A 23,779-nucleotide genomic window follows, 5' to 3' on the forward strand; every position below is an offset into this window, starting at 1 on the left:
GACCAGGTGGCGCAGCTCGGGCGGATCGTCGAGGACGCCGCGCGGGGAGGCCGCCCCGTGGTCGTGGCCGGCGATCTCAACCTCGAACCCGCCGGGGCCGCCTCCGAGACGGAAAACGTACGCCGGGTCCCGTTTCTGCATCTCATCGCCGGCGCAGATGAGATTGCTCCCTACGTCATCGGGTGAGCTCCTCTGCGGCTGCGGCTGCGGCTGCGGCTGTGGGAGCCGGCCGGTCCTTCATGGTCAGGGCCAGGAGGACTGCGCCGGCGGTGAATACGGCTGCGACGGTGAAGGCCGCGGTGACTCCCTCGGTGAGGACCTGGTGGGCCGGTCCACGCGAAGCGCGCGTGGCTGCGCCGAACACCGTGACGAGGATGGCCAGCCCCAGCGCACCACCGATCTGCTGCATGACATTGAGCAGGCCCGAGGCGGCACCGGCATCCTCGGCCTGGATCCCGGAGGACAACACGGTGGTGGCTCCTACCAGCAAGGTGCCCATGCCAAGACCGGCGATCATCATGGGGCCGAGCAGCGCCGTGGCGTAGTCGGTCCGGGGCGTCAGCTGCGTCATCCACAGCAGAGCCAGGCTGATCGCCCCGGCGCCGACGGCGATCAGCGTCTTGGCACCCAGGCGCGGCAGCAGCCGGGCCGCTGCACCGGAAGAGGCCAGGATCACGAGGGCCAGCGGCACGAAGGCGAATCCCGCCTGCAGCGGGCTGTACCCGCGGACCTGCTGCAGGAACTGGGTGAGAAAGAAGAACATGCCGTTGCCCGCGGCCAGAACGAACAGCAGCACGACGTAGCCACCGGCGCGGTTGCGGTCGGCGAACAGCCGCAGCGGGACGATCGGCTGCCGGGCACGGGACTCGACGGCCACGAACAGGACCAGCAGGACGGCGGCCACGCCGAGCGCGCCGAGCGTGACCATGTCGCCAAAGCCCTGCTCAGCGGCGCGGATGAAGCCGTAGACGAGCGCGGTCATGCCAAGCGTCGAGGTCAGCGAACCCGCCAGATCGAAGCGGCCCGGGTGGCGATCGGTCTCGGTGATGAATAGCGGGGCCAGGATCAGCAGGACGATGCCGATCGGCACGTTGATGAACAGCACCCACCGCCAGGAGATCCAGTCGGTGAGCATGCCGCCGGCGATGAGGCCGATCGCGGCGCCGGAACCGGAGACTGCCGCGTAAGCCCCCAGTGCCCGCGCCCTGCGCGCAGGGTCCGGAAAGCCTACGGTGATGAGGGCGAGCACGGTCGGCGCGGCAACGGCGGCACCGATCCCCTGACCGGCACGGGCCGCCAGCAGCATCCCAGCCGATGTGGCCAGCCCTCCGGCCAGTGAGGCGACGGTGAAGATGACCACCCCGCCGATGAGCGCCCGCCGTTGGCCGACGATGTCGCCCACGCGACCGCCGAGCAGCAGCAGACCGCCGAAGGCCAGCATGTAGGCATTGAGCACCCAGGACAGGCCGGCCGCAGAGAAGCCGAGGTCGTGCTGGATGTCGGGGAGGGCGATGTTCACCACGTTGGTGTCCAGGATGAACATCGTCTGACAGATCAGCACGATGGCGAGCACCAGGCCGGGGTGGCGCTGCTGTCGGGCGGCACCGGCGGGCCCGGATCCTGCTCTCGCCACGTGCGTGCTGTGCTCGGTCATGGCACTCCTCGGAATGGTACCCAAATAAACGAGGAACTTCCTCGCTTTCGGTGAGCTAAGATATGAGGAGCTTCCTCGTTTTGGCAAATGTGTGGAGGGTTCCCGTGGTGGATCGATCAACGCAGGCCCGGCCCGTAGGGCGCAAAGATGCGCGACGCAATTACGAGCGGCTCTTGACGACCGCCCGGACGGCTTTCGCCGAGCACGGCGTTGGCGCCTCCTTGAACGACATCGCGCGCACCGCCGGCGTCGGCAACGTGACCCTCTACCGGCACTTCCCGACCCGCCAGGCACTACTGGAGGCATTGCTGGGCGAAAGCCTGCGCGGCCTGCAAGCCCGCTCGGACGAGCTGCTCGCCTCCCTCTCCCCCCGCCAGGCCCTGGCCACCTGGATGACGGCCGCGGTCGAGCACGCCATGGCCTATCGCGGCCTGGTCGACGCCCTCGTCGACAGCCTCGCCGACCCCACATCCGAACTCCACGCCACCTGCCAAGCCGTCAAGGCCGCCGGGGCGCAACTACTGGCCAGAGCCCAGCACGCAGGGACGATCCGACCCGATATTGACGCTTCCGCCCTTTTTTCCCTGATCGCTTCAGTCGCCTGGGCGGCGGAGCGGACCCCCACACATCGTGATCAGCTTCTGGCCGTCATGTTCGACGGGCTCCACCGCCGGGTGGATGAGCCGACCCAACCCTGCTGGTCCAATGAGGTGTGAATCGCCACACTGGCCGCCTGATCATCACTTCCTACCTGCCGAAACATCACAGCCGAAGCCATCGCCAGGGTCACCGAGATCCTGGCACCGCGCCGCCGTACCCACTGATCAACTGAATGGCGGCTCACCGGAACCGTAGGAGTTCCGGGCCCACTATGTGATCTGGGAGCTCGACCTTCTCGAGCGCATACTGGTCATCCACCAGCACCTCGTCGCCGCGTTCAGCTCCATCACGCCGGTGGGGCTGCAGGTGTTCGGCCTCACCGATGAGGAAGCCGCCTGTCAGTGGCTGGTCAGGGACTGAGCTGCGGCGATCAGCCGCAGCGCCGCCTCCGACGGTGACCCCGGCTCGGCGGTGTAGGTGATGAGGGCCTGGTCGGGGTCGTCCGGTAGGCGCAGGGTCTCGTATGCCAGGGTGAACTCGCCTGCCACCGGGTGACGCATGTGGTAGGCGCCGTGCGTCTTGTCGCGCACCTCCTGATCCGCCCAGAGCTGCTTGAACTCCGGTGACTCGGCAGACAGCCGCGAGATGAGCGCGTCGAACGCCGGGTCGCCGGGGTGGCGTCCCAGATCCATCCGCAAGTACGCCACGACGTCGCGGGCCTTGGTCTCCCCGTTGACGTATCTGCTGCGTACGACCTCGTTGCGGAAGACCAGCCACGCCTTGTTGCGTTCCTCGGCGGAAAGCGCGTCGAGGTCGACGGTGAGCTTGGCGAACAGCGGGTTCCAGGCCAGGATGTCGGTGCGCCGCCCGACGATGTACGCGGGCGTGTCCTTGATCGCGTCCAGGAGTCGCAGCAGCCCGGGACGCACCTGCTGGGCCGCTTCCCTGTGCGTGGACGCGCGCACCCCGCGCGCCAGATTGTGCAGGTGAGCGCGCTCGGTCCGGTCGAGCCTGAGCGCCGAGGCAACCGCGTCGATGATCGCGTCGGACACGTTGTCCGACCTGCCCTGCTCGAAGCGCACGTAGTAGTCCACGCTGAGCCCGGCCAACTGGGCCAGCTCCTCCCTGCGCAACCCCGGCACCCGGCGGCGCTCGCCGTACATGGGCAGCCCGACCTCGTCCGGCTTCAACCGCGCCCGTCGGGACCGGAGAAATTCGCCAAGCTCCGCCTTGTTGTCCATCGGGCCAGCTTAAGGGTGGTAAGGAAGCGGGCGGCGAGGCGCTGGCCGTGACGGTGGACACCACGGACGCTGCCTCGGTGGCCGCGGCCGCCGGCCAGGTGCGTGAGACGTTCGGCCCGGTGGACCTGGTGATCAACAACGCCGGAGTGATGCTGCCCGCGCCGATCCAGGAGCGTAAGACCGCCGACTGGCGGCGCGAGGTGGACGTCAACATCAACGGCGTGCTCAACACCATCGACGCCTTCCTGCCCGACCTGGTGGCGGCAGGCGCCGAGGACAGGCCCGCCGACCTGGTCAACACCTCCTCGATCGTGGCGCAGGTCGTCTTCCCCGGCTTCGCGGTCTACAACGCCACGAAGGCGGCGGTCAGCCACCTGTCGCGCACGATGCGGGCCGAGCTCGGCCCGCAGGGGGTGCGGGTCACGGCCGTCGAACCGGCCATGACCGCGACCGAGCTCCAGGGACACGTCACCGACGAGGGCGTCAACGCCTTCGTGGGGCAGTGGCGCGCGGCCTTCGAGTGGCTGACGTCGGAGAACATCGCCGACGTCATCGCGTTCACCGTCGAGCAGCCCAAGCACGTCAACCTCTCCCAGATCACCGTGTACCCGACCCGCCAGCCGTAAGGACGTAAGACCATGAAATTTCAGGACCTCAGTAGGGTCGGGTTCGGCTCCTGGGCCATCGGCGGCGCCGGTTGGCGCTGGAGCTGGGGCAGCCAGGACGACGTCGACTCCATCGCCACCATCAGGCACGCCGTCGCCAATGGCGTGAACTGGATCGACACCGCGGCCGTCTACGGCTACGGCCACTCAGAGGAGGTCGTCGGCAAGGCGATCGCCGATCTCCCCGAGGATGAGCGCCCGTACCTGTTCACCAAGGGCGGTCTCGTCTGGGACCCGGCCGACCCCGGCACGACGCCGCGCAGGACGATGGCGCAGGTGCGCCGCGAGGTGGACGACTCGCTGTGCAGGCTCGGCGTCGACCAGATCGACCTCTACCAGGTGCACTGGCCCGACACCGGCGAACCGCTCGACTGGAACGGCGGGGCGGGCGAAGTCTCTCCCAACGCCATCCCGCTCGAGGACTACTGGCAGGTCATGGCCGATCTTAAGGCGGAGGGCAAGGTCGGTGCGATCGGCCTGTCCAACCACTCCGCCGTCGAACTCGAGCGTGCCGAGCGCATCGCGCACGTCGACGCCATCCAGCCGCAGTTCTCCGCGCTCAACCGCAAGGCCGCGCCGGAGATCGCCTGGGCCAAGGAGCATGGCACCGGCGTGATCGTCTACTCGCCGCTGGAGTCGGGCTTGCTCACCGGCGCCTTCACCAAGGAGCGCGCGGCGAGCATGCCGGCCGACGACTGGCGGGCCGGCCACCCCAGCTTCACCACCGGGCTGGACGCGCGCCTGAGCGTGGTCGACGCGCTGCGCCCCATCGCCGTACGGCACGGCGTCACGGTCTCGGCGGTCGCCGTGGCCTGGACGCTGGCCTGGCCGGGAGTGAGCGGCGCGATCGTCGGCGCTCGCCGTACAGACCAGGTGGACGGGTGGACGCCGGCGGCCACGCTGTCGCTCACCTCAGCCGACCTCGACGAGATCACCCTGGCACTGGAGCAGTCCGCCGCGGGCGAAGGCCCCACCCGCCCGTAATTGGGACGCGATGACTTGGCGGACAGGCCCACGCGCGCGCCCGCGAGGACCTGTCACACCCCGGCATGGCCGGATGAGGGCCGTTGTCGGCGGAACAGGGTCTAGACCCTGGCGACCTGGTCAGGGGTCGCACGGGGGCTGTTTCCGGATCTCCCGCTGGATCCGCTGATTCCTCTGCTGCGTCCGCTTCCAGGACTTCCTGTCGACTCCGAACGGCGGGTTCTCCCAGTCGATCCTCGGCTTCGGAATCCCCCGCCACCCGGGATGCTCCTCGCTGTCCCCCGCCGAGCCGACCATGTAGATGATCGCGATGACAATCGCTATGCCCAGCAGAAGTTCCATGGGTGACCCCCTTTGCAGCCCCGGCTGCGTCGGTTGTGGCCATCTTTGGTTCTGACGTCAGTTCAGAGTGTCGTTGTTCGTCGTGCCTGGCAACCCACAGCTCAAGCGACGCGGTGATCTTCCTCATTCGCGGTCGGAGGCGAAGCATGCGGCATCAACGACGCCCCCATTGCCGTGTGAGTGATCACGCAGAGTACAGCCGCACGATTCGGTTCCGATGTTCCTCAGCCCCCGGGTCCCCTCGATCCCGGTGATGTGACACGACGCATGCGCACCGCGTCTCCTGGGGGCGCGCATCCATCGGGCCCCTACTCGGGGGGTGTACGGCCTCGTGGGAACGGGCCCCGCATGTGCGCATCCTTATTCACCGCGTATATACCTCCGGTATATAGTGATCCGCCATGACAGTCCCCTTGGCCCTGCTGGGCCTCCTGGATCGCGAGCCCAGCTATGGCTACGACCTGAAGCGCGACTACGACACTTACTTCGGCAGGGGCAAGCCGCTGCCCTTCGGGCAGGTCTATTCGACGCTCGGCCGCCTGGCCAGGGACGGCAAGGTCACGGCCGGCCAGAGCGAACCAGGCGACGGCCCCGACCGCAAGCGCTATGCCATCACCACACTCGGCAAGCAGGAGGTGGATGTGTGGCTGGCCGAGCCGGTGGCGGCGGAGCCGTTCCTGCAGACGGTGCTGTTCACGAAGGTCGTGCTGGCGCTGATGCTGGGCCACGACGCGCAGCGCTTCCTTGACACCCAGCGCGCCACGCACATGCGGCGCATGCGCGAGCTGTCGGAGATCAAACGCGGCGGCGCCCTCGTGGACGCCCTGCTGGCCGACCATGCCCTGTTCCATCTGGACGCCGACCTGCGCTGGATCGACGTGACCACGGCCCGGCTGAGCGCGCTGGCGGAAACGGTGCGCCGCGCATGACCGTCGACGCCCTTCCCGTGCCGGGCCCGCTGCTGGAGGCCCGTTCCATCGACCGCTCCTACGGCCGGACGCAGGCGCTACGCGAGGCGAGCCTGTCCGTGACGGCGGGAGAGACCCTGGCGATCATGGGCCCGAGCGGCTCCGGCAAGTCCACGCTGCTGCACTGCCTGGCCGGCATCTTCACCCCCGACGCGGGCGAGGTCTGGTTCGACGGGCGGCGGCTGGACACCCTGAGCGACGCCCGACGGTCCGAGCTGCGCCGCACCGCGTTCGGCTTCGTCTTCCAGTTCGGCCAGCTGGTGCCGGAGCTCACGGTGGCCGACAACATCGCCCTGCCGCTGCTGCTCGGCAAGGTCAAGCGCAAGCACGCCTACCAGCGGGCGCGCGGTTGGCTGAAGCAGCTGGAGCTGGACGACCTGGGCGGGCGGCGCACCGGCGAGTTGTCCGGGGGGCAGGCGCAACGGGTGGCGATCGCCAGGGCGCTGGTGACGCGCCCCAAGGTGATCTTCGCGGACGAGCCCACCGGCGCGCTCGACTCGCTCACCGGCGAGAAGGTCATGGAACTGCTCGTCGGCCTGGCCCGCCGGGAGGGCACGACCGTGATCGTGGTGACCCACGACGCCCGCGTCGCCGCCTGCGCCGACCGAGAGGTCATGGTGCGCGACGGTAAGGTCACCGACCTCTACGCCGGCGAGGCCGTCCGATGACGCTGTGGCTGGGCCTGCGGCTGGCGCTGCGCGGCGGCCGGGAGGCGGCCGTCCGGCTGGCACTCGTCACCTCCGCCGTCGCGATGGGGGTGACGGTGCTGCTGTGCACGGTGGCGCTGTTCAACGCCTTCCAGGTCACCGCGGGCCGCCCGTGCTGGGAGTGCACGACCGGCTCCGCACCGAGCGGCTGGGCGCTCGGCGCCACCCCGGGCGCGGTGCTGTGGAACCACCGCCAGGACTCCTACACGGGCCGCCCGATCAAGCGGCTCGACGTCGCCGTCCTCGACGCGAAAACACCCACGCCGACCATGCCCGGCCTCCCCGCGCTGCCCGGCCCGGGGCGGTACTACGTCTCGCCCGCGCTCGCCGAGCTGATGGATGCCGTACCGCGCGAGCAGCTCGCCGACCGCTTCCCCGGCACCCGCGCCGGCCTGATCGGACGGGCGGCGCTGTCCGGCCCTGACGACCTGGTCGCCGTCGTCGGCCAGACCTCCGACGGGCTGGCCGCGATGGCCGGCACCGTGGCCGTCGACACGGTCGCCACCACCCGGCCCGCGGACGACACCACGGCCCTGTACGAGCACGGCTTCGGCATCGCCGCCATCGGCCTGATCTTCCCGCTGCTCGTCCTCGTCGGCACGGCCACGCGCCTGGCCGCCGCCCGCCGTGAGGCGCGCTCCGCGGCGATCAGGCTGGCGGGCGCCACCGCACGGCAGATCAACGCGATCGCCTCGGCGGACGCGGTGCTCGGCGCGTTGTTGGGCGCGCTCGCCGGCATCGCGGTCTTCCAGGCGCTGCAACCCGCCCTGGCCGGCGTCACTATCACCGGTTCCCGCTTCTTCTCCGATGCGGTCGCGCCCACTGCGCTGCAGTACGCCGCCGTGGTCGCGGGCGTGCCGCTCGCCGCCACCGGCGCCGCCCTGTGGTCGCTGCGCCGGGTGCGGATCACGCCGCTCGGCGCGGCGCGCAAGGTGCGGGCCTCCGCCCCGGGGTGGTGGCGGGTGCTCCCGCTCCTGGCGGGCCTGGGGTTGTTCGCGGGCCCGGTGTTCGCGGGCGGTAACGACCCGAACGCGGTGCTCGTCGACGTCGGCCTGGCGCTGATCATGGTCGGTCTCGTGGTGGCCGGGCCGTGGCTGACGATGCTGACCGCGCGGCTGGCCGCCCGTGTCACGTCCGGTCCGGCGACGCTGCTGGCAGCGCAGCGGCTGGCGGCCGACCCGAAGGGCGCCTTCCGGTCGGTGAACGGGATCGTGCTGGCGGTCTTCATCGGCACGGCCGTCGCCGGCATCGTCCCCGCCGTCGTCTCGGGTCAGGAGGCGGCGGGCGGCGGCACGCTGAACGAGGTCATGCGGGCGCCGTTCGGATACGCCGAGGCCGCCGAGGGCCTCCCGCTGCCGCCTGGCACGGCGACCGAGTTGCTCGCCAAGGTACGCGCCCATCCCGGCGTCACCATGCTGCCGATCTACCGCAGGGCCGAGACGCCGGCTCCGCCCGACGGGCCTCCGCCGTGCGACCCGGGCCCCGGGTGCCGGCTCGACTTCCTGCTCGGCCACGTGGTCGAATGCCACGCCCTGACCGGCTTCCCGGCGCTCGGCCGGTGCGCCCCGGGCGTCCGAGCGGTGGCGGCCGACTTCAACCGGCTGCTGACCAGCGACAACATGCTCTCCGTCGACCGCAACCTGCCGATCGTGGACGCGGCCAACTCTGCCGCACCCGGCAACTTCGGCAACCCCGGGAAGAACGACCAGACCGCCTCAGCCGGTCTGCCCCTGGCGGCGGCGCTGATCCGCGTGGACGACCCGGCCGTCCGTGAGCAGATCCGTACGCTGCTGACCCCGTACGTCGCCCGCTCTGGCAGCGCCGAGACGCCGCAGACGTTCGCCGAGGTCGCCCAGGCCCGTGCGGTGCTGCTGGAGCAGGTGGAACGCGTCGCGCTGGCCATCGTCGCGCTGACCCTGCTGGTGGCGGGCTGCGGCCTGCTGGTGGCGGTCGCCGGCGGCGTGGTGGAGCGCAGGCAGCCGTTCACGCTGCTGCGGCTGTGCGGTACGCCGACCCGGACACTGTCCAGGGTGGTGCTGCTGGAGACGGCGGCCCCGGTGGTGCTGGCCGCCCTGGTGGCGGCGGCCGCGGGCTTCGGCGTGGCCGAGCCGATGATCGACCAGCTGGCCATCAAGAGCGCGCCGGCGGCGCTGCCGGGCCCCGCCTACTTCCTGACCGTCGGCGGCGGGCTGCTGGCCGCCCTGCTGGTGATCCTCGCCGGCCTGCCGCTGCTCAAACGCGTGACCGCGCCCGACAACGCCCGCTTCGAATAGGACCGTCGATGATCATGACACTTGTCCCGCGGCTGGCCGCACCGCTCGTAGCGGCCCTGGTCGGCGCCCTCCTCGTGGCGGCGCCCGCGCCGGCGCGAGCCGCCGAAGGCCGCTACGCCGCCGACATCAGGCGCACCGAGTACGGCATCCCGCACATCTTGGCGAAAGACCACGGCGGCCTCGGCTACGGCTACGGCTACGCCTTCGCACAGGACAATCTGTGCGTCATGACCTCATGGGTGCTCACCTTGCGCGGCGAGCGGTCGCGCTACTTCGGCGCGGAGGCGATGTCGGACGACGCCATCGATCCGATCTCCAACCTGGCCAGCGACGTGTACTACAAGAGCGTCCAGGCGTCGGGCGTGCTGCGCCGGGTGCTCGCCCGCCCCGCGCCCCACGGTCCCCGCGCCGAGCTGCGCGCGCTCGTGGACGGCTACGTCGCCGGGTTCAACCGCTACCTGAGCGACACGGGCGTGACCAGGCTGCCCGACCCGGCATGCCGGGGCAAGGAGTGGGTCGGCCCCATCACGGCCACGGACGTCTGGATGAACCTGCTCGACCTCGGCCGCCTGGGCGGCAGCTCCTCGTTCAAGGAGGCCATCGCCGCCTCGGGGCAGGCGCCGGAGCAGGCGGAAAAGGGGCCGGACAGGAAGGTCCCGTCGGGGACGGTGACCGCCCCCGGCAGCAACGCCTACGCCATCGGGCGCGAGGCCACCCGCGACGGCCATGGCATGCTGCTGGCCGACCCTCACTTTCCGTGGAACGGCAGCCGCCGCTTCTACCAGGTCCACCTGACCATCCCGGGGGTGCTCGACGTGTCGGGCGGCAGCCTGTACGGCACCCCCATGGTCCAGATCGGCCACAACGCGAGCGTGGCCTGGACGCACACCGTCTCCCACGCCCAGCGCTTCACCCTGTACCAGCTCAAGCTGGTGCCGGGCCAGCGCACCTCATACCTGGTGGACGACCGGCCCGAGCCGATGGGCCGACAGGAGGTGTCGGTCACCGTCCGGGACGCCCAGGGCGCGACCAGCGCCGTCACCACCACCCTGTACACCTCCCGGTACGGCCCGGTGCTGGCTATCGGCTGGACGGAGGAGACGGCGATCGCCCTGGCCGACGTCAACGCCGCCAATCTGCGCTTCGCCGACGAGTGGCTGGCCATGGGCGCCGCCCGCGACCTGGCCGCGCTGCGCCGCGCGCAGGACACCTACCAGGGCATGCCGTTCGTCTACACGCTCGCCACGGACGCCGGCGGCGAGGCGTACTTCGCCGACGCCTCGGTAGTCCCGCACGTCACTGACGAGCAGGCGGAGCGCTGCCGCGCCAAGGACGACCCCGAGATGCTCATCCTGGACGGCTCCACGTCGGCCTGCCTGTGGGGCAAGGACGCGGACGCGATCGAGCCGGGCATCTTCGGCCCCGCCGCCCAGCCCCGGCTGGCCCGCGCCGACTACGTGACCAACGCCAACGCCAGTCCCTGGCTGGCCAACCCGAAGGCCCCGCTCACGGACTATCCACGCATCTACGGCGACACCCGTACGGAACGGGATCTGCGCACCCGGGTCGGCCTCGACATGATCGCCCAGCGCCTGTCGGGTGACGACGGGCTCGGCGCCCCCGGCTTCACGCTGGAGACCCTCCAGCGGACGGCGACGGGCAAGCGCAACCTGGGCGCCGAGCTGCTCCGCCCGGATCTGCGCGCGCTGTGCCGGGCCAAGCCTGTGATGACGGCGAGCGACGGCGAGACGGTCGACGTCCGCCGAGCCTGCGCCACGCTGGCGGCTTGGGACGGGCGGGCCCGCCTCGGCAGCCGTGGCGCAATCCTGTGGCGCGAGTTCTTTCTGGGCCTGAACCGCCCGCAGAGACGGCCCGACGGTGCGGTCATCCCGCCAAAGAGCTGGTGGAAGGTGCCGTTCGATACCGAGCACCCGCTCACCACGCCGCGCGGGCTCGACATCGCCAACCCGGCGGTGCCGACCGCGCTGGCCGACGCCGTGCAGGTCTTCACGGCCAACGGCCTCCCGCTGACGCTCACACCGGGGCAAGCCCAGCGGTACGGCTCCGTCCCGGTGCCGGGCTGCACCGAGGGGGAGGGCTGCTTCGATCGGATCCGCACCGGCGGCACGCTCAGCAAGGAAGGCCGCTATCCGGACGTCAACACCGGCTCCAGCTTCCTGATGGCCGTGGAGCTGACCCCGACCGGGCCGCGCACCCGGACCGTGCTGACGTACTCGCTGTCGGCCAGCTCGGCCTCGCCGCATCACGCCGACCAGACCGAGCTGTTCTCGCGCGGCCAGTGGGTGACGGAGCGGTTCACCGAGGCCGAGATCAAGGCGTATCCCCGGCTGACGACGACGTCGTTGCGGTAGCGAACGCGCTCACCGGCATCCCCGGTGAGCGCGTTGCCGAGGAATTATGAGGGCGCGGAGCAGATGCGCGCCGGGGTCGGCCGGTCCCGGCCGGGGGCCACAGCCACAGTTCGCCGGACGCCATTCCAGCTCAGGCTTCGAGCGTTCATCTCGCCGTTCGTTTTCCAATACAGCTCATCTACCTCACACACTGCGTTTGATGAACGGAAGAAGGTGCTGGAGGGCATCGCGGCCGGTGAGCACACCGAGCGCTCCCTGATCCTGGATCTGGCCCTGGCCTTGTCCGAAGACCGGCGCCGCGACATCGTCCGCAGGACCGAGGACGGCCTGGAGGCGGCCCGCCGCCGCGGCCGGGTCGGTGGCCGCCGACCCGTGGTCGGCGACGACGAACGCGCCGCGATCCTGGCCCGCCGCAAGCGCGGGGAATCCATCCGCACCATCGCCGCCGGCGTCAAGGTCTCCGTCGGCGTCGTCCACAGGACCCTCGCAGACGCCCAGCTCGCCGCCACAGAGGGGGCAACCCCCGCTGACCAGCCCGACCACCCTGAAGAACGTCGTGCCGCTGCCCCGGATCCCGGTCGGCGACCCGCGCGCACCGGCTGTGTCGCACACCGATCGCTAGCGGGGCGCCCCGTCGCGCTCGCTTCTCTGGGCGAGGCGTTGGAGTTGCCCTTCGTGCACGTCGCTCACCCACTCCCAGCCAGGCTTGGCCGATGGGCCGACCCGTGAGTCGGCGGGGACCTGGCCGTTCCGCAACGCGAGTACGTACGCCCGATCCTGCTCGATCCGTGCCTGTATCTGGTCGGATCCGCCGACGGAACCGTGGCCCGGGACGACGACATCAACGTCGCCCGCCACGCCCTCCAGCAGCCGCAGCGCGGCGAGGTGGTCCTCGATCGGGTCAGCGGTGCCGTCCAGGTCGAGCATCGGGATCAAGACATCAGAAAGCATGTCGCCGGCGACGAGAACCCCGCGTTCCTCGATCAACAGCGCCGCATGGCCCGGGGCATGCGCTTGATGCTCGATGATCCGGACCCCGGGGCCGTCCCAAGGAATCTGCGCAGTTTCGGCGGGCAGGCCGGTGATGAGGCCGAGCAGGTCCAGCGGTACCTGCCCGGCGATTTCCGTCTCCAGCAGGTGGGCGGCGATGCGGGCCTTCGCACCTGCGTCCGGCAGCTGATCTCGGACAGTGGCCGCGCAGCGCGCCGTGCCGTAACGGGGCGCCTCACCGAGCCGGGCGTGCCAGAGCAGGTGATCCCAGTCCGGATGCGTGGAAAACCCTGCCACAACGGGCTGGCCCAACTCGCGAAGGTCGTTCGCGAGGCAGCCGATCTCGGAGCCGGTCACCCCGGGGTCGATGAGCAGCGCACCGGCCCGGCCCTGCACCACAACGGCGTTGCTCTGCACGAACTCGCTCTCGTGGACCCACACACCCCCGCGACCTGCTTCAGCACGAGCTCGCCTCCTTTGCGTCCCGGATGGCGTAGCGATGCATCGTGACGCCCTGCTCGAACGATCGCTGCTCCAGCAGGTCGAGATCGATCGGCAGGTCGTAGTCGTCGAACAGCGGCCTGCCGAAGCCGAGGATCGCGGGATGGGTGAAGAGCAGCAACTCGTCAAGAAGCCCCGCCCGGAGCAGCTGCGTCGCGAGCGCCGCGCCACCCACACTGATGCGGCCGTCGGTCTCGGCCCGCAGGGCGGCGAGCTGCTCGATCGCGTCGTCTCCACCGATGATCCGGGTGTTGTGATCGGCACTGCGGCGCGTGCGGGAGACGAGCACCTTGGGCTTGGCGGTCCAGATCTCGCCGTACTCACGCATGACATCCGGCAGCGACGCGTCCTCGCGCGCCCGTGGCCAGTATTCCTCCATGGCCTCGTAGTAGACCCGGCCGTGGACCATGAGCGCGAGCGCCTGCGTCTGCGCGTTGGCCTCGCGGTGCAGTTCCTTGCCGATGCGCAGCCACTCGCCGGCACCGTTGTCCCCCGGGACTTGCTCGATGCGCAGGTCGAGGGATACCTGCATCGAGTAGAGGAGCTCCGGAGCCGGCAGCAGCTCATGCGCGACGAGGGTCCGGCGTTCATCGAGGAGCTCATGGACGAGCTTCGCGTCCGCCACCTCGGCGCCCCGCCGAAGCCGCACGACGGTCCAGGCCCGTTCGAGCGCCTCGAGGCCGCCTACGCCGCGGCCGCCGAGCAGGAAAACGCCGATCAACGGTGACCGCAACGGCCCCCGCCCTGACCTATGTCTTAACGTGACTGGCCGTTCGGTTGCTGCCCCAGCCCCGCGTCCGCCGCGGCGGTTGATGAGTCAGGATGATCGGCATGTCTGATCGCGCACTGAGTTTCGGAGTGATGGCCGAAGCGTACGAACGGTTCCGGCTGGGGTATCCCGTGGAGCTTTTCGACATGGTGGTGGCGTACGCGGCGCAGCCGGTGCGGACTGCCCTCGAAATCGGCGCCGGGACCGGCAAAGCAACCCGCCTGTTCGCTCAGCGAGGGGTCACGGTCACCGCGACCGAGCCCGATGGGGCCATGCTCGCCGAGCTGCGCAAGCACGTGCCGGCAGACGTCACAGCCGTGCAAGCCGCGTTCGAGGACCTGCGACCGGGCGAGAGGTACGGGCTGGTCTATGCGGCAGCGGCGTTGCATTGAACCGACCCGCAGGATCGGTGGTCACGCATGGCCGCGCTGCTTGAGCCGGGTGGCGTGTTCGCCTCGTTCGGCGGGCCGATCCGGCTGGCTGACCCGGCTGTGCAGGAAGCTGTCCGCGCGGCACGGTCGCCGTTCCTGGCGAGCGACGAGGTCCCCTCTCCTGACGGGACGCCTCCGGAGAACGACATGCAGTGGCCGGGGACGGAACTCCAGCGCTCGCGGTGGTTCACCGATGTCCAGCAGTCCGTGATCGAGCGGCGCTTGACCCTGAGTGCCCGCGACTACATCGGCCATCTCTCGACCGTCTCGGCTTATCTCGTACTGCCGACCTTGGAGCAGGAGCAGGTGTTCAGCCGGATCATGCAGGTCCTGCCTGAGACGGTCGAGCTTGCCGCCGACATCACCGTCCATGTCGCGCGCCGGCGCCACAACCCGCGAGCAGCACGGCAGCGACCAGGCTCGGGGTGCCGCCGACTGCCTTGAGGAGTCCGACGCGTCGGGTCTGGTCGGCCATCCGGCCGCCGACCAGCACCGAGAGACTTGCCCCAGCGAGCAGCCGGGCATGGCGGCGGTGACCGCGACGCCGACGACCTTGAACGACCTACCGCCCAGGGTGAGCGGGTCATGGTGAGGGGGTGGTCAGCCCGGCCGCTGCGGCCGCGATCAGCTTGAGGTGGAACTCCGCCAGGTCAGGCCCTGGCCAACCCACCTCGGCGACTCGCTGTTGACCGTTGCGGCAAGCGCGTCAAAGAAGCGTGAGCGCCTTGGCCACGCCCGGGTCGCGCCCGGTGGCCAGGTCGAGGGCGGTCATGGGGGCGTAGTGGTCAACCGGCACGCCGATCGTGTCGATGATCTCGCGGGCGGGCCCGAGATGCCGGACCTTGGGCAGCAGCAGGACGCTGCCGTCGTCGAGGAGGTATCCCTCGGAGGGGCCGGAGACGGCACCGGCCGTGCGGGTCCCGATGAGGGTGCCCAGGCCGTTGCCCTTGACAGCCGCGCTGAAGTCCTCGCAGGCCGAGGCGCACCCGCGGTCGGTGAGGACGACCAGGCGCAGGCCGAGCAGCGGGACACCGTCATCGGTCCGGTTGGGCACGCAGTCGCCCCTGAGCGGACAGAAGTAGCTGGTGACCTTGCCGTGCGCGAACGCGCCGAGCAGCCGCGTCACCTCGCGAGGCGACCCGCCGCCGTTGCCGCGCAGGTCGAGGACCACCGCCTCCGGCTTGCCACGCAGCTTGGCGATGACCTGGTCGGCGGCGCCTTCGTAGAATCCGGGCAGTTGGACGTACGTGACGCCGCCGGGGAGCGCCTTCGACGTCACCGCCGGAGGCTGCCGCGTGATGGGCCCCTCCTTGAGCTCGACGGTGCGGGTCCGTCCCGTCGTGGGGCGCTTGAGCGTGAGCCGTAGCTTGTCGGAGGCGAAGACGTCGAGGAGGCCCTGGTTCACGGTGTCCCCGACGAACGCCGGCACGCCGTTGACCTTGACGACGATGTCGCCGGGCCTGATGTCGGCCTTGGCGGCGGGGCTGCCGGGCAGGACGCGGGTGATGAACAGCGGCGGCCGGGCCGCGGGGTCGAGCTGCGGGCCCTGCATGGCCGACGCGCCCACGATGCCGGTCCCGGTCGGCCCGCCCTCCGGCGGCGGGGTCGGCCTGTTCCAGCGGGCGTGGTTGTCGTGCAGTCCGGCGACCATGCCGGTGATCGCGGCGCGCAGGGCGGCGGGGTCGCCGGCGCCGATGACCTTCGCGAAGGCGGCCCAGTCGGTGTCCCGGTTCCCGGTCAGGGCGGGCAGCCGGAGGTCGGACCGGTCGGCGCCGCGCCGCATCAGGTCCCGGGTGTAGGCGGCGAAGGCGCTCTTCAGCAGCGCCGTCGAATCCATGGCCGGGCCGCTGTAGTAGTTGTCCAGCACGCAGAAGTACGCCTGCCGGAGCGTGTTCACCGACGTCGGAGGCGCCGATTGCGGCGGTGGCGCCGTGATGGCGGCGCACCCTCCGTTCGGAGTGGCGGCCGGCGCGGACACCGCCTTCGGCTGGGGCGTCGGGACCGACGCGGACGCGGACATGGAGCAGGCCGTCACCAGGACGGCGGTGCAGAGGGTTTTGATCATGGCAGCCAGCGTGGCCGGAAGCATGTTATCCGGCCGTGAACGGAACCGTTAACGCCGCTGTTACCCCGGTTCGGGTACGAAGTCGGTATGCGGGTTCTGGTGGCCGAAGACGAACGCGACCTGGCCGATCTCGTGGCGATGGGACTGCGCCGCCACGCCATGGCCGTCGACGTGGTGTACGACGGGGCCGCCGCGGCGGAGCGGCTGGCGGTGCACGACTACGACGTCCTCGTGCTGGACCGGGACCTGCCCGAGATCCACGGCGACCTCGTGTGCCGCGAGCTGGTGGCGCGCGGCAGCCGTACGCGGATCCTGATGATGACGGCGGCGGCGTCGGTGCCGGAGCGGGTCGCAGGTCTCGGGATGGGGGCCGACGACTACCTGCCCAAACCGTTCGACTACACCGAGTTGGTCGCACGGGTGCAGGCGCTGGGGCGGCGCAGCCAGTCGCAGGTACCACCGGTGCTGACGCGGCACGGGATCGTGGTCGACACGCATCGGCTGCAGGCGTCGCGGGACGGGCGGCATCTGCACCTGTCGCTCAAGGAGTTCGCCGTCCTTGAGGTGCTGATGAGGGCGGACGGCGCGGTCGTGAGCTCCGAACGGCTGCTCGAAGAGGCGTGGGACGAGAACGCCGATCCGTTCACGACGGTGGTGCGGGTCGTGGTCAGCCGCCTGCGGGCGAAGCTGGGCGCCCCGCCGTGCATCCAGACGGTTCCCGGCGCGGGATACCTGCTGTGACGACGGTGCGGGTACGGCTCACGCTGATCTACTCCGGGCTGTTCCTGCTGACCTCGGTCGTGCTGCTGGTCACGGTCAACCTGCTGCTGCGCCAGGCGCTGCACGCGCGGATCGAGCGGCTCTCCGCAGCGCCGGTGGCACCGATCGCGCCGGTACCAGGGATGCCGGTCAGCCGGCTGGCGCCGCTCCCCGGGCTGGTGGACGACGTGGTCGGCTACCAGTGGGGGGTGACCTCGCTGACGGTGGGCATCCTGGCGCTGGTGTCGGTGGTCGTGGGGTGGCTGGTCGCCGGGCGGATCCTGCGGCCCGTCCACCGGATCACCGCCACCGCCCGGCGGCTGTCGGTGTCGAACCTGCACGAACGGATCGCGCTCGCCGGGCCGGAGGACGAGCTGAAAGAGCTGGCCGACACATTCGACGCGATGCTCGACCGGCTCGAACGCTCCGTCGAGGGGCAGCGGCGTTTCATCGCGAACGCGTCCCACGAGTTGCGGACCCCGCTGGCCGTCCAGCGGGCAGCGATCGAGATCGGCCTCCCCGAGGACGTCGGCGAGATCCGCGACAAACTCCTGTTCCACAACCACCGCACGGAGAACCTCATCGGCGCTCTGCTGGTCCTGGCCCAGGCGGAACACGGCCTGGACAGAAGGAGGCCGGTGGCCCTGGACCAGGTGGTACGGCTCGTCCTGGCCGAGGGAGGCTCGGACGACGTCACCGTGACGACGCGGACCGAACCGTTCGTCGTCCACGGGGATCCGGTCCTGCTCAACCGGCTCGTCACCAACCTCGTCGACAACGCGATCCGCTACAACCATTCCGGCGGAACCGTTGAGATAACGCTCTCCCATGGAGTTCTGACCGTCCGCAACACCGGCCCGGAAGTGCCGGAGGAACGTCTCGGCGATCTCTTCGAACCCTTCCGGCGACTGCACACGACCCGTGAGCAGGGTGCCGGGCTCGGGCTGTCGATCGTCGCGTCGATCGCGAAGGCGCACGGGGCCGGCGTACGGGCGCGCCCCAACCCGGGGGGCGGGCTGGAACTCGCCGTGGCTTTCGCGGGATCTAGTGATCAATAACGTGGGGTGATCAGTCAAGCAAGAAGAGGAGCGCGGCGGCCGCAGGCGCCACGGTCCTGCTGCTGGCGCTGTGCCTGCTGTCGGGCCACGCCTGGGCCGCAGTCGTTCTGGTCGCGCTGCTGGGGTTCTTCGGGCTCGGCGCCAACCCGGTGCTGATCTCCCTGTCGGTCCGCTTCGCCGGTCAGGCGCCCACCCTGGCGTCCGCCCTGAGCGTCTCGGCGTTCAATCTCGGCACCGCGGTCGGCACCTGGATCGCCGGGCGCGCCCTCGACTCCTCCCTGGAGGCCACCGGCCCCGTCGTGGTCGGCACCGCCATCGCTGCGCTGACCCTGATCCCCACGATCACGATCGCCCTCAGAGTAAGCAGGTGCACGCCACGTTCGACCAGGTAGGCGTCGAGTCCAGCGGAGATGTGGCCCTTGTCGGCCGTGATCAGCAGGCCGGGGTGCTGCCACTCCTCCGGTCCAGGGCTCTATGTGTGCAAGGTCGCGGCGGCGACGGCGGCGGGATCCCAGTAAAACGGCCGGCATTCGTGCATGCGCCCGTGCCGTACCCGGATCAGTTGCATGATCAGCGTATCGATCTCCTGACCAGTTGCCCGAGCACGGAACCGTACCCGGTTCCGTACCACCACCGTGTCCCCGTCGCCCCAGTGCTCCTGCTCCAGGAACTCCATGGATGTCCAGGTCTGGCTGAAAGCGGCCAGGAACCGCTCCAGCCCGTCTCGTCCTCGCCAGGTCCCCGTTCCCGTGAACGGCAGGCCGGGAGCCTGATACAGGACGACCTCAGGGTCCAGGTATGCGGCGACCTCGTCATAGCTGGCCTTGCCGAACCCGCCCGCGGCGATGTACGCGGCCTCAGCCCGGTAGAACTTCTCCATCACCGCCCAGGCGTCCTGTGATCGCTCCCCGGCAGGCGCGCCGTCAGTCTGCTTCTCGGTCGCGTTCGCCATACTCATGGCCCCAGCCTCACAGACAGGTGAAGAACCGCGCTGGCGGTGATCGGACGTCCCAGTGAGCGACATCGGCACACAGACCGCCTACTTCCTGCTTCGCGGCTCGGCACGGTTTCGGGGCAGCCTGAAGGAGTCCGGACTTACTCGTCCAGACCTACCACCGGCCACGCTGGTCAGGTACTGCCAAACCCTTGGCCGTCAGCCAACGCTCAAACTGCCCGTCCACCACCAGAACCGAGGCCATGTCAGTGGCGGGGCTGGTCGGTGATCCAGCGGGCGGCGAGCAGGCCGGAGGCGGCGGTGAGCACGGCGGCGGCGATGGCGGTGGCCTCCAGGCCGAAGGCGTCGGCCAGGATGCCGGCGATCAGGGCGCCGGCGGCATAGCCGATGTCGCGCCAGAACCGGTAGGCGCCCAGCGCGCCTGCGCGCCAGGCGGGGTGGGCGTGGTCGGAGACCGAGGCGATCAGCGCCGGGTAGACCATGGCGGTGCCCAGGCCGAGCGCGACGGCGGAGGCGATCCCGGCCAGCAGGGGGCGCTCCAGCAGCGCCAGGGCCAGGACGAACCCGCCCGCCTGCACCAGCATGCCGTACACGATGAGGGGTTTGCGGCCGATGCGGTCGGCCAGATGACCGGTGGGGATCTGCCCGATGCCCCACAGGATCGGATACAGACCCTTGATCAGGCCGACGGCGGCCAGACCTAGGCCGTGGTCGGTGAACAGCAGCGGGAACACCCCCCAGGTCAGGCCGTCGTTGAGATTGTTGACCAGCCCGGCCTGGCTGGCGCCGCGCAGCGAACGCTCCCGCCAGGAGGTGCGGGCGAAGGTGTGAGCCAGGCCGATGTTCTCGCCGTCGGGCAGCGGCGTGGGGTGCTGGGCGAGTTCGAGGGCGACGTGGGCGGCGGTGTCGCGCACGACCAACGACAGCGCCAGGCCGGCGGCGACGAAGACCACGCCGATGATCTCAGGAGTCGGGCGCAGCCCGTAGACGGTGGCCAGATAGCCGGTCAGCAGCGCGGTGACGCCGACCGCGGTGTAGCCTGCGGCCTCATTGAGCCCGGTCGCCAGCCCGCGGCGGGCCGGGCCGACCAGGTCGATCTTCATGTTGACGGTCATCGACCAGGCCAGGCCCTGGTTGAGGCCCAGCAGCAGGTTCGCCGCGACGATCCACCACCACGAGGGCCCCCACGCCAGCATGAACGGCACCGGCGTGCCGATCAGCCACCCGGCGACCAGGAGCTGCTTGCGGGTGAAACGCGCGGTCAGCGCGCCCGCGGCGAGGTTGGTCAGCGCTTTGGTCAGGCCGAAGGCGATGATGAAGGAGAACACCGCCAGGTCGCTGGTCAGGCCGAACACCTCGGTGCCGAGCAGCGGCACGGTGGTGCGCTCCAGTCCGACCAGGCCACCGACGCAGACGTTGACGACGACCAGCAGGGTGAACTGCAGCCAGTTCTCGGCCAGTCCGAGCCGCACCGGGGGCATGGTGGCGGTGCTCACCGGTCACCGCCGTCGGCGGCCTCGAGCCGCATGCCGTGGGCGGCGGCGTACTCGGCCGGTCCGCCGGCAAGGACGCTCACGCCGGTGTGTCCGGCCCGTTCCAACAGGCTCGCGGCCGTCATGGCCCGCTCGCCGTGCCCGCAGGCCACCACCACGCCGGCCGGGGCATCGGCGGCATGGCCGGCGGGCTCGGCCAGATCGCCGAGTTCGAGGTGCAGGGCGCCGGGCACGTGCCCGGCGGCGTACTCGGCCTCCTGCCGCACGTCGAGGTAGGGACCGTCCGAAGCCTGGTCGGCGGTGACGAACGCCGTGGTGGCCACCGAGCCGCCCGCCGCCCGCCAGGCGGGCATACCGCCGGCCAAGTGACCGGCCAGCCGCTCGTAACCGATCTTGTACGCCTGCCAGACGACCTCCTCCGCATCCTGGCCGTCATCGACCACGAAGGCCAGGGGCGCGGTGTCGGGCAGCAGCCAGCCCAGCCAGATGGCGAACTGCTCACGCAGCGGGATGGAGATCGCGCCGGGGATGTGACCGGCGGCGAACGCGGCCGCGGGCCGCACGTCCACCACCTGGCCGCCGTCGGCGAGCAGCGCCTCGACCTGCCCGGCCTCCAGCGCGGGCAGCGGCGGCGTACCGGCAAGGACGGTGGGACCGCGCCGGTTGCGCTCGCTCAGCCGGGCGAAGTAGGCGGGGTAGGAGCCCAGGCTCGCCACCAGCCGCCGCACGAAGGCGTCCTCGTCCGGTGCGGCCAGCAAGGGGTTGGTGCGCTTCTGGGCGGCGATGGTGGTGGTGCGTTCGGCGCCGGGCGGGGCCGAGCAGAACGAGCCCGCACCATGGGTGGGCCACACCGCGGTCTCCTCCGGCAGCACGGCCAGCCGCCGCAGCGAGTGGTACTGGGCACGGGCCAGTTCCTCGGTGCGCTCGGCGCCGAGCAGGTCGGTGCGGGCGGCCGAATCCACGATCAGCGACCCACCGGTGAACACGCCCACTTCCCTGCTGCCGTCCAGCAGCAGGAACGACAGGTGCTCGTCGGTGTGCCCGGGCGTGGCCAGCGCGCGCAGGTGCAGCCCGCCCAGATCCACCTCATCGCCGTCGGCCAGGCCCCGGTGGGGGAAGGCGCGTCGCCCGGCGGCGGAGGCCAGCACGGTCGCGCCTGCATCGTGGGCGAGCTGCACGGCGCCGGACAGGAAGTCGGCGTGCAGGTGCGTGTCGGCCGCGTACGCGACGGTCAGGCGGCGCCGCCGGGCGGCGGCTCGCAGGGCGCGCAGGTCGCGGCCGGCGTCCACGGCCAGGGCACGGCCATCGCCCAGGTCGAGGAGATAGGCGCTGTTGCCCAGCCCTTCGTCGACCAGCGGTATCAGATGGTCCTCGGTGAAGCCCATGACGGTCCTCCAAGATCCAAATAGGGAGGTGTGATGTGAGGACGAGGGAATGTGTCATCACATCCACAGTCATTTACAATAATCCATGGATTTATGGAGGATGTCATGACGGAGACCGCCCAAGCACAGGCCAAGGCGCGGTTGTATGAGGCGTTCGCGGCCAGCGGCAAGGCTCTGGCCAGCGGAAAACGCCTGGAACTGCTCGACCTGCTCGCCCAGGGAGAACGCACCGTCGAGGCCCTGGCCAGGGCGGCGGCCCTGAACCTGACCACCGCCTCGGCCCATCTGCAGACGCTCAAGCAGGCCGGGTTCGTCGCCACCCGCCGCGACGGCGTGCGCATCTACTACCGGCTGGCCGGTGACGACGTCGCCCGCCTGTTCGCGCTGCTGCGCAAGGTCGCCGAGCACCACCAGGCCGCCATCCCTCCGGCACGTCAGGCCTACCTGGGCCAAGACAGCGCGACAGAGGTCACCCGCGAGCAGTTGCGCGAGCGATTGGCGGCCGGGGACGTGGTGGTGCTGGACGTGCGGCCGGTGGAGGAGTACCTGGCCGGCCACATTCCCGGCGCGGTGTCCATCCCCGTCACCGAACTGGCCGACCGGATCAACGAGTTGCCCGAGGACTGCGAGATCGTGGTGTACTGCCGCGGCGAGTACTGCGTCCTGGCCTACGACGCGGTCCGCCTGCTGACCGACCACGGTCGGCGCGCGATCCGCCTCAACGACGGCATGCTCGAATGGCGCCTGGCCGAGATGCCCGTCGACGCCGGGCAACAGGCATGAGCGACGCGCCCGTGCCGCATCCCGGCCCGTCCGGCGGGCTCACGGGCGGGCCGGTCCACCTGGACCACAACGCCACCGCACCCGTCGACCCGCGGGTCGGGTCCAGCCGAGATACGGGTAATACCGGCCATGGGCAGATCTCGAAGACGCCGACCTGGGCAGACGGCATCTCGCACGTACGGCCGAGCACCACGCTCCGACTTCCGGGATCAGCCGATCCCGGAAGTCGGCTCCAGGCAGGACTTCCGAGATTTCGCATCCCGGAACCTCAGACAGGCCCCAGCCGCTTCCGAGATCACGAACATGATCGGCTCATGGCCACCTCCGGCCGCATCTCGGCCGGACCCGGAAAAAAGGAGTGCGCAGCCGGTCGCGGCGGGTTCAATCGTGCGGCGGGAGATGGCCGAGCTGATGGTCGGCGGCATTGAGCGCTTCGTCGATCAGGCGCCGCAGGTGCCCGTGGCGCAGGGCGTAGATCACGCGGCGCCCTTCCTTGCGGGTGGTGACCAGGTCGGCCAGGCGCAGGCGGGCCAGGTGCTGGCTGACCGCCGGGCGGGCGAGGTCGCAGGCCGCGGTGAGCGTCGTCACGTCCGTCTCGCCTTCGGACAACCGCCGCAGCAGGGCCAGGCGGGTGCGGTCGGCCAGAAGGGACAGGATGTCGGCGGCCACCGCCAGGCGTTCGCCCTGGTTGCGCTCCTGCGAGTCATGCGCACCTGAGAGGTGCATGCGTGCGCTCATATGCACATAATGGAGGATGCGCGGTCCGTCGTCCAGCCGACCCGCC

At 70.6% G+C, this 23,779-nt stretch carries 26 protein-coding genes and 1 pseudogene; 15 read left to right on the forward strand and 12 right to left on the reverse strand.

The window, feature by feature from the left end; all coding sequences use genetic code 11:
* The coding region (locus tag ACWDS7_RS23040) for a hypothetical protein (protein ID WP_451930934.1) at window positions 1-186 on the forward strand (186 nt) is incomplete at its 5' end.
* On the opposite strand, the gene ACWDS7_RS23045 is transcribed toward ACWDS7_RS23040, so the two are convergent.
* On the reverse strand, window positions 176-1,654 hold the full coding sequence (locus ACWDS7_RS23045; protein ID WP_451930935.1) for an MFS transporter: 1,479 nt from the start codon (window positions 1,652-1,654) through the stop codon (window positions 176-178). The two genes, ACWDS7_RS23040 and ACWDS7_RS23045, sit on opposite strands and share 11 nt — an antisense overlap.
* 104 nt (window positions 1,655-1,758) lie before the next feature.
* Between ACWDS7_RS23045 and ACWDS7_RS23050 the strand changes: the two genes are divergently transcribed.
* Together ACWDS7_RS23050 and ACWDS7_RS23055 are read left to right on the forward strand one after the other, a co-directional pair.
* Window positions 1,759-2,370 (forward strand): TetR/AcrR family transcriptional regulator, encoded by a 612-nt coding sequence (locus ACWDS7_RS23050; RefSeq protein WP_451930936.1) that lies wholly within the window; start codon window positions 1,759-1,761, stop codon window positions 2,368-2,370.
* A 157-nt stretch (window positions 2,371-2,527) separates the two neighbouring features.
* Entirely contained in the window at window positions 2,528-2,674 is a 147-nt protein-coding gene (locus ACWDS7_RS23055; RefSeq protein WP_451930937.1) for a hypothetical protein, read from the forward strand.
* Here ACWDS7_RS23055 and ACWDS7_RS23060 read toward each other — a convergent pair.
* On the reverse strand, window positions 2,653-3,495 hold the full coding sequence (locus ACWDS7_RS23060; protein ID WP_451930938.1) for a helix-turn-helix transcriptional regulator: 843 nt from the start codon (window positions 3,493-3,495) through the stop codon (window positions 2,653-2,655). The two genes, ACWDS7_RS23055 and ACWDS7_RS23060, sit on opposite strands and share 22 nt — an antisense overlap.
* On the opposite strand from ACWDS7_RS23060, the gene ACWDS7_RS23065 reads away from it, so the two are divergent.
* Complete coding sequence (locus ACWDS7_RS23065) at window positions 3,468-4,121, forward strand: SDR family oxidoreductase (protein ID WP_451930964.1); 654 nt, start codon at window positions 3,468-3,470, stop codon at window positions 4,119-4,121. The two genes, ACWDS7_RS23060 and ACWDS7_RS23065, sit on opposite strands and share 28 nt — an antisense overlap.
* A gap of 12 nt (window positions 4,122-4,133) precedes the next feature.
* Window positions 4,134-5,144: an aldo/keto reductase gene (locus ACWDS7_RS23070; RefSeq protein ID WP_451930939.1), complete on the forward strand. Its 1,011-nt coding sequence runs from the start codon at window positions 4,134-4,136 to the stop codon at window positions 5,142-5,144.
* 120 nt (window positions 5,145-5,264) lie between these two features.
* Here ACWDS7_RS23070 and ACWDS7_RS23075 read toward each other — a convergent pair whose 3' ends face one another.
* A complete protein-coding gene (locus tag ACWDS7_RS23075) occupies window positions 5,265-5,486 on the reverse strand; it encodes a hypothetical protein (RefSeq protein WP_451930940.1) in 222 nt (73 codons plus the stop codon).
* A gap of 401 nt (window positions 5,487-5,887) precedes the next feature.
* On the opposite strand from ACWDS7_RS23075, the gene ACWDS7_RS23080 reads away from it, so the two are divergent.
* From ACWDS7_RS23080 to ACWDS7_RS23095, 4 genes are read left to right on the forward strand one after another with little or no spacing between them, the layout of a single operon-like run.
* Complete coding sequence (locus ACWDS7_RS23080) at window positions 5,888-6,415, forward strand: PadR family transcriptional regulator (protein ID WP_451930941.1); 528 nt, start codon at window positions 5,888-5,890, stop codon at window positions 6,413-6,415.
* The gene (locus tag ACWDS7_RS23085; protein WP_451930942.1) at window positions 6,412-7,122 is read left to right on the forward strand and encodes an ABC transporter ATP-binding protein; all 711 of its coding nucleotides are present in this window, start codon (window positions 6,412-6,414) and stop codon (window positions 7,120-7,122) included. Before ACWDS7_RS23080 ends, ACWDS7_RS23085 begins: the two co-directional genes overlap by 4 nt.
* A complete protein-coding gene (locus ACWDS7_RS23090) occupies window positions 7,119-9,434 on the forward strand; it encodes an FtsX-like permease family protein (protein ID WP_451930943.1) in 2,316 nt (771 codons plus the stop codon). The genes ACWDS7_RS23085 and ACWDS7_RS23090 overlap by 4 nt, the downstream gene beginning before the upstream one ends.
* A gap of 8 nt (window positions 9,435-9,442) precedes the next feature.
* Window positions 9,443-11,806, forward strand: a complete 2,364-nt coding sequence (locus ACWDS7_RS23095; RefSeq protein WP_451930944.1) for a penicillin acylase family protein — start codon at window positions 9,443-9,445, stop codon at window positions 11,804-11,806.
* A 183-nt stretch (window positions 11,807-11,989) separates the two neighbouring features.
* Here ACWDS7_RS23095 and ACWDS7_RS23100 read toward each other — a convergent pair whose 3' ends face one another.
* From ACWDS7_RS23100 to ACWDS7_RS23110, 3 genes are all read right to left on the reverse strand, one after another.
* Complete coding sequence (locus tag ACWDS7_RS23100; protein WP_451930945.1) at window positions 11,990-12,283, reverse strand: hypothetical protein; 294 nt, start codon at window positions 12,281-12,283, stop codon at window positions 11,990-11,992.
* Window positions 12,284-12,424: 141 nt separating this feature from the next.
* Entirely contained in the window at window positions 12,425-13,213 is a 789-nt protein-coding gene (locus tag ACWDS7_RS23105) for an MBL fold metallo-hydrolase (RefSeq protein WP_451930946.1), read from the reverse strand.
* Between the two features lie 40 nt (window positions 13,214-13,253).
* On the reverse strand, window positions 13,254-14,018 hold the full coding sequence (locus ACWDS7_RS23110; RefSeq protein WP_451930947.1) for a dihydrofolate reductase family protein: 765 nt from the start codon (window positions 14,016-14,018) through the stop codon (window positions 13,254-13,256).
* A 101-nt stretch (window positions 14,019-14,119) separates the two neighbouring features.
* On the opposite strand from ACWDS7_RS23110, the gene ACWDS7_RS23115 reads away from it, so the two are divergent.
* Complete coding sequence (locus tag ACWDS7_RS23115) at window positions 14,120-14,458, forward strand: class I SAM-dependent methyltransferase (RefSeq protein WP_451930948.1); 339 nt, start codon at window positions 14,120-14,122, stop codon at window positions 14,456-14,458.
* Between the two features lie 27 nt (window positions 14,459-14,485).
* Complete coding sequence (locus ACWDS7_RS23120; RefSeq protein WP_451930949.1) at window positions 14,486-14,941, forward strand: hypothetical protein; 456 nt, start codon at window positions 14,486-14,488, stop codon at window positions 14,939-14,941.
* A gap of 262 nt (window positions 14,942-15,203) precedes the next feature.
* Here the strand turns inward: ACWDS7_RS23120 and ACWDS7_RS23125 are convergent, their stop codons facing one another.
* Entirely contained in the window at window positions 15,204-16,562 is a 1,359-nt protein-coding gene (locus ACWDS7_RS23125) for a S41 family peptidase (protein ID WP_451930950.1), read from the reverse strand.
* Window positions 16,563-16,649: 87 nt separating this feature from the next.
* On the opposite strand from ACWDS7_RS23125, the gene ACWDS7_RS23130 reads away from it, so the two are divergent.
* The 3 genes from ACWDS7_RS23130 to ACWDS7_RS23140 all read left to right on the forward strand — a co-directional run bounded on the left by ACWDS7_RS23130 (window position 16,650) and on the right by ACWDS7_RS23140 (window position 18,771).
* The gene (locus tag ACWDS7_RS23130; protein WP_451930951.1) at window positions 16,650-17,303 is read left to right on the forward strand and encodes a response regulator transcription factor; all 654 of its coding nucleotides are present in this window, start codon (window positions 16,650-16,652) and stop codon (window positions 17,301-17,303) included.
* Complete coding sequence (locus ACWDS7_RS23135) at window positions 17,300-18,379, forward strand: sensor histidine kinase (protein ID WP_451930952.1); 1,080 nt, start codon at window positions 17,300-17,302, stop codon at window positions 18,377-18,379. Before ACWDS7_RS23130 ends, ACWDS7_RS23135 begins: the two co-directional genes overlap by 4 nt.
* Before the next feature lie 149 nt (window positions 18,380-18,528).
* Window positions 18,529-18,771, forward strand: a complete 243-nt coding sequence (locus tag ACWDS7_RS23140) for a hypothetical protein (protein WP_451930953.1) — start codon at window positions 18,529-18,531, stop codon at window positions 18,769-18,771.
* Here ACWDS7_RS23140 and ACWDS7_RS23145 read toward each other — a convergent pair.
* The 4 genes and pseudogenes from ACWDS7_RS23145 to ACWDS7_RS23160 all read right to left on the reverse strand — a co-directional run.
* A pseudogene (locus ACWDS7_RS23145) lies at window positions 18,741-18,830 on the reverse strand (IS982 family transposase); the annotation flags it as partial. The gene ACWDS7_RS23140 and the pseudogene ACWDS7_RS23145 sit on opposite strands and share 31 nt — an antisense overlap.
* A gap of 21 nt (window positions 18,831-18,851) precedes the next feature.
* Window positions 18,852-19,331, reverse strand: coding sequence for a nuclear transport factor 2 family protein (locus ACWDS7_RS23150; protein ID WP_451930954.1), 480 nt, complete (start codon window positions 19,329-19,331; stop codon window positions 18,852-18,854).
* 248 nt (window positions 19,332-19,579) lie between these two features.
* The gene (locus ACWDS7_RS23155) at window positions 19,580-20,830 is read right to left on the reverse strand and encodes an MFS transporter (RefSeq protein WP_451930955.1); all 1,251 of its coding nucleotides are present in this window, start codon (window positions 20,828-20,830) and stop codon (window positions 19,580-19,582) included.
* Entirely contained in the window at window positions 20,827-22,212 is a 1,386-nt protein-coding gene (locus tag ACWDS7_RS23160) for an MBL fold metallo-hydrolase (RefSeq protein WP_451930956.1), read from the reverse strand. The genes ACWDS7_RS23155 and ACWDS7_RS23160 overlap by 4 nt, the downstream gene beginning before the upstream one ends.
* A gap of 105 nt (window positions 22,213-22,317) precedes the next feature.
* Here ACWDS7_RS23160 and ACWDS7_RS23165 point away from each other — a divergent pair, with 105 nt between their 5' ends.
* On the forward strand, window positions 22,318-22,995 hold the full coding sequence (locus ACWDS7_RS23165) for an ArsR/SmtB family transcription factor (protein WP_451930957.1): 678 nt from the start codon (window positions 22,318-22,320) through the stop codon (window positions 22,993-22,995).
* Window positions 22,996-23,376: 381 nt separating this feature from the next.
* Here the strand turns inward: ACWDS7_RS23165 and ACWDS7_RS23170 are convergent, their stop codons facing one another.
* A complete protein-coding gene (locus tag ACWDS7_RS23170) occupies window positions 23,377-23,733 on the reverse strand; it encodes an ArsR/SmtB family transcription factor (protein ID WP_451930958.1) in 357 nt (118 codons plus the stop codon).
* Window positions 23,734-23,779 lie beyond the last annotated feature (46 nt).

This window comes from Streptosporangium sp. NPDC003464, from assembly GCF_053588315.1.

Excerpts from the sequence above, each read along its gene's own strand:
- ACWDS7_RS23045 (WP_451930935.1), bottom strand. The coding sequence starts at position 1,654 with ATGACCGAGCACAGCACGCACGTGGCGAGAGCAGGATCCGGGCCCGCC.
- ACWDS7_RS23060 (WP_451930938.1), bottom strand. The coding sequence starts at position 3,495 with ATGGACAACAAGGCGGAGCTTGGCGAATTTCTCCGGTCCCGACGGGCG.
- ACWDS7_RS23070 (WP_451930939.1), top strand. The coding sequence starts at position 4,134 with ATGAAATTTCAGGACCTCAGTAGGGTCGGGTTCGGCTCCTGGGCCATC.
- ACWDS7_RS23075 (WP_451930940.1), bottom strand. The coding sequence starts at position 5,486 with ATGGAACTTCTGCTGGGCATAGCGATTGTCATCGCGATCATCTACATG.
- ACWDS7_RS23080 (WP_451930941.1), top strand. The coding sequence starts at position 5,888 with ATGACAGTCCCCTTGGCCCTGCTGGGCCTCCTGGATCGCGAGCCCAGC.
- ACWDS7_RS23085 (WP_451930942.1), top strand. The coding sequence starts at position 6,412 with ATGACCGTCGACGCCCTTCCCGTGCCGGGCCCGCTGCTGGAGGCCCGT.
- ACWDS7_RS23090 (WP_451930943.1), top strand. The coding sequence starts at position 7,119 with ATGACGCTGTGGCTGGGCCTGCGGCTGGCGCTGCGCGGCGGCCGGGAG.
- ACWDS7_RS23095 (WP_451930944.1), top strand. The coding sequence starts at position 9,443 with ATGATCATGACACTTGTCCCGCGGCTGGCCGCACCGCTCGTAGCGGCC.
- ACWDS7_RS23115 (WP_451930948.1), top strand. The coding sequence starts at position 14,120 with ATGATCGGCATGTCTGATCGCGCACTGAGTTTCGGAGTGATGGCCGAA.
- ACWDS7_RS23120 (WP_451930949.1), top strand. The coding sequence starts at position 14,486 with ATGGCCGCGCTGCTTGAGCCGGGTGGCGTGTTCGCCTCGTTCGGCGGG.
- ACWDS7_RS23125 (WP_451930950.1), bottom strand. The coding sequence starts at position 16,562 with ATGATCAAAACCCTCTGCACCGCCGTCCTGGTGACGGCCTGCTCCATG.
- ACWDS7_RS23130 (WP_451930951.1), top strand. The coding sequence starts at position 16,650 with ATGCGGGTTCTGGTGGCCGAAGACGAACGCGACCTGGCCGATCTCGTG.
- ACWDS7_RS23150 (WP_451930954.1), bottom strand. The coding sequence starts at position 19,331 with ATGGCGAACGCGACCGAGAAGCAGACTGACGGCGCGCCTGCCGGGGAG.
- ACWDS7_RS23160 (WP_451930956.1), bottom strand. The coding sequence starts at position 22,212 with ATGGGCTTCACCGAGGACCATCTGATACCGCTGGTCGACGAAGGGCTG.
- ACWDS7_RS23165 (WP_451930957.1), top strand. The coding sequence starts at position 22,318 with ATGACGGAGACCGCCCAAGCACAGGCCAAGGCGCGGTTGTATGAGGCG.
- ACWDS7_RS23170 (WP_451930958.1), bottom strand. The coding sequence starts at position 23,733 with ATGAGCGCACGCATGCACCTCTCAGGTGCGCATGACTCGCAGGAGCGC.